A 3,970-nucleotide genomic window follows, 5' to 3' on the forward strand; every position below is an offset into this window, starting at 1 on the left:
CCGGTGGCCCGGGCACTGTCACCCAGTGCGGTGGCGCTGGGGCCGGTGGCGTTGGCGAAGGAGCCCAGTGCGGTGGCGTTTACGCCGCTGGCCCTGGCAAGATCGCCAACCGCAGTGGCGCTGGTGCCGATGGCGCTGGCCAGGGTGCCCAGTGCGGTGGCGAAGTCGCCTGTGGCGCTGGCCCCGGTGCCCAGTGCGGAGGCTTGCAGGCCGGTGGCTTGGGCCAGGGTGCCCAGTGCGAGGGCGCCTTGGCCGATGGCGTTGGCTTCGGAGCCCAGTGCGGTGGCGAAGCGCCCGCTGGCGTTGGCCCTTTCACCTACCGCGGTGGAGCGGTCGCCGTTTGCGTTGGCTTCGAAACCCAATGCAGTGGCTCTGACGCCGTTGGCGGTGGCCGCGGATCCCACTGCTGTGGAATCGTTGCCTTGGGCGATGGCGTTGGTGCCCAGTGCGGTGGCGCGGTTGCCGTTGGCCAGGGCGCTGGCGCCCAGTGCGGTGGCGTCAGTGCCGGTGGCGTTGGCGTTGGCGCCCAGTGCGGTGGCGCCAAGGCCGGTTGCCTTGGCGTTGTGACCCTGTGCGGTGGAGTAGTTGCCGGTGGCGTTGGCGAAGGAACCCACTGCGGTGGAGAAGAAGCCGTCGGCGGTGGCGGAGAAGCCCAGTGCGGTGGCGAACTGGGCGTTGGCCGAGGCCGATTGGCCGATGGCCAGGGCGCCTGCGCCGATGGCAATGGGAACGTTGCCGGTGGTGAAATTGGCCGCGCCGATGGCAGTCGCATTGGGACTGTTCGGGTCGGTTTGGATGCTGCGCAGCTGGGCAGCCGCAGGGCCTGCAGGCAGGGTCGAAACCATGACCCCCACCATCGGAGCCAACTGGGCAGCGACGGCCCAGGCTCCGAACGCCGTCTGGGCGGCCCGGCTCCAGCGGCGTGATCGCCCCATCTGATGCCCACCCTTTCGGCTCCTGCGCAGGCCTCCGGTCTTGAGGGCCAGAAGGAGCAGCTGGAAAGGCATGGGCTGAAGGAGGCTCCGCAGCCGGGATCGGCCGAATCAAGGTTCAGGAAACTACCCGTCCCTGCTGCCCTGAAGCATCCAATGTTCGGTTTTTCTTTGCCACGCAGGGCCGGTTCTCGATCTGCCCCCCCCCCCCCCGTAAAAAACGCTCCGTGCGTGCTGCGTCGCCGTACTGCGTAGGCTCCTGGCCGCTCTGAGCGCCACGACCGTCTGCCTCACTGCTGATGCTTCCCTCTGCCGCTCTGAGTCAGGCGACGCTGGTCGTGCAGGGTGCCCGCTGGCTGCTGCGCCCCGTGCCCAAGGCCGCTTCCACGCTGCTCAAGCGGCTGGCGGTGCTTGCCGATGGCCGCACCCCCCCCGAGCTGGCGACCTTCGGCGAAACGCGCCCGGCCCTGGCGGTGCACCACCCGAGCCTGCACGGTCTCCCCAGCCTGGCCGTTCTCGATCCCGCTCTCACCCAGCAGGCCCTCCACGGCGAAGACTGGCTTCGCCTGGCGGTCACCCGCCACCCTGCCGAGCGGCTGCTCTCCTTCTGGCACGACAAGCTGCACCTGGCCGAGCCCGCCTACGCGCCGCTGAACGCCTCGATCCAGCAGGCCGCCGGTGAACCTGCCGAGCAGCCCTGCCGCTTTCCCGCCTTCCTCGCCTTCCTCGACGCCCACTGGGAGGAGTTGAGCGGTGACGGCCATCTCGCCCCGCAGGTCGCCCTGCTTGAGCCCGGGGCCATCGCCTGGCAGCCGCGCCTCGACCGTGACGAGCTCGCCGCCCGCCTGCCCGATCTCCTGCTGAACCGTCTGCCCCCCGAGCTCCTTGCCGCCGTGCGCGGGGAACTGGCACGCCATGAGAGTCGCTACCGCCAGCGTCTCGGCCATCGCTGGCCGGAAGCGTTCTCCGCCGATGGCCTGGCCATCGTGGAGCGGCGCTACGGACACGACCTGGCTGCCTTCGGCTACACGCTGCCCCGCCGCCCCGCCGCTCGGGTGAAACCCCTGGCTGCCGCTGACCGCGATGCCCTGGTGGATCCGCTGCAGCAGCTGCGCGACCGCAACCGCCAGATCGCAGCGCTGCAGGACGAGCTGGCCTCCTCCCAGCAGCAGCTGGCCGAGGCCAGAGCCGCCCTGGAGCGGCCCCCTTTGCCTGCCATCGCCCCTGAGCCCGCCCGCTGGCCGCCCCACAACGCCCCGGAGGCGGGCCTGAGCCACCTCTACGAGGCCCTCGGCCAGCAGCGTTTCGAGGAGGTGCTCGCTCAGGCCGACGCCCTCGTCGGCCACCACCCCCACGCCGGCGAGCTGCACTACCTGGCCGGTGTGGCGGTTCACATGCTGGGCCGCCAGGACGAGGCCATCGGCCGCTTCGAGGCGGCCCAGGCCGCCGGTTTCCTCACGCCCTACCTGCTCTTCAACGCCGGCAACGCCTGTCGCAGCCGCGGCGACACCGTCGAGGGCCTGCGTCTCTACCAGGAGGCGCTGGCTCTCTTCCCGGGTTTTCCCGAGTGCCGTCACAACCTCGCCCTCGGCCAGCTGGAGGCCGGCCGGCCCGAGGACGCCGAAGCGACCCTGCGGCGGCTGCTTCGCGATCAGCCCGCCTGGCACCAGGCCGCCTTCCAGCTCGCCAATCTGCTGCGCGGCCAGCAGCGCGAGGCCGAGGCGGTGGAGGCCTTCCGCCTCTGTCTCCAGTTCGCCCCCGCCTACGCCGACGCCTGGAACAACCTCGGCCTGTCGCTGGCTGCCCTCGACCAGCGCGAGGAGGCGATCGCCGCCTACCGCCACGCCCTCAGCATCGACGCCGGCTTCCAGCCCTCCCGCCAGAACCTCGCCCAGGCGCTGGTGCAGGCCAAGCGGCATGAGGAGGCGCACGAGGAGTTCCGCCGTTTCCTCGCCCTCGATCTTGAGGTGAACCAGCGGGTGGTGGGCATGCAGGGGCTGCTGGGCTGTCTCTGCGAACTCGACCGCATCGAGGAGGCCCTGGCGGTGGCCGACGAGGAGGCCGACGAGCGTGTGCGGCTGATCACCCGCCTGCATGTGCTGCCGATTCTTTACCGCTCCGACGCGCAGGTGGCCGAGACGCGGACGCGCTGGGCGGCCGATCTCCAGGCCCTCTTCGACGCTCTCGAGGGCCTCAGCGCCGACGATCCCGCCTGGCCCGTCCTCTACGCCCACACCTGGGCGATCACCAACTTCTATCTGGCCTACCAGATGGAGGACGACCGCCCGCTGCAGGAGCTCTACGCCGGCGTGCTCGACCGCATCCTGCGGCCCCGCCTCGGCCGCTTCATGGAGCCGCTGCCCCAGCGCGACCCGGCCGATCCCTCCCCCCTGCGGGTGGGGGTGATCTCCCCCCATCTGATCAACCACAACGGCGCGATCTGGGCGCTCGGCTGGCTGGAGGGAATCGCCGGCAACCCCGGCTACCAGATCTTCGCCTACAACCTGGCCGACAGCGAGGACTCCGGCACCCGCCGCTTCGCCGACCTCGGCACCTACCGCCACCTGCCGCTCCGCAGCGACCCCCTCGAGCCGATGCTGCAGCAGATCCTCGACGACCGCCTCGATCTGCTGATCTTCACCGACATCGGCATGCACCCGGCCAGCAAGGTCACCTCGGTGCTGCAGCTGGCGCCGGTGCAGGCCCAGGGCTGGGGCCATCCGATCACCAGCGGCTCGCGCACCCTGCACTACTTCTTCGGGGCGGCCGGGATGGAACCTCCCGGCAACGAGGAGCACTACAGCGAGGAGCTGATCCGCCTGCCCGGCACCGGCCTCAACTACGAGGTGCCGGCCGCCCTCCACGACGGCCAGCTGCTGTTCGAGAAGTTCGAACTGCCCCGCGAGCGGCCGCTGCTGGTGTCACTGCAGAGCACGTTCAAGTATCTGCCCCGCAACGACTGGCCTTACGCCGAGATCGCCGCCCGCCACCCTGAGGCGCTGATTCTGCTGGTGGGTCCGATGGGCTATCCGGCCATG

Annotated in this window: 1 protein-coding gene and 1 pseudogene; one reads left to right on the top strand and one right to left on the bottom strand. The window is 70.6% G+C overall.

All coding sequences use genetic code 11. The features are described from left to right. Positions 1–1,007, bottom strand: a pseudogene (locus ACLNEE_RS16555) (hypothetical protein); the annotation flags it as partial. A 224-nt stretch (positions 1,008–1,231) separates the two neighbouring features. Between ACLNEE_RS16555 and ACLNEE_RS16560 the strand changes: the two are divergent. After that, positions 1,232–3,970, top strand: a 2,739-nt coding sequence (locus tag ACLNEE_RS16560; RefSeq protein ID WP_412007415.1) for a tetratricopeptide repeat protein, incomplete at its 3' end; no start/stop codon positions are given.

Source organism: Aphanothece stagnina RSMan2012 (assembly GCF_046764815.1).
Taxonomy (GTDB): Bacteria; Cyanobacteriota; Cyanobacteriia; order PCC-6307; family Cyanobiaceae; genus NIES-981.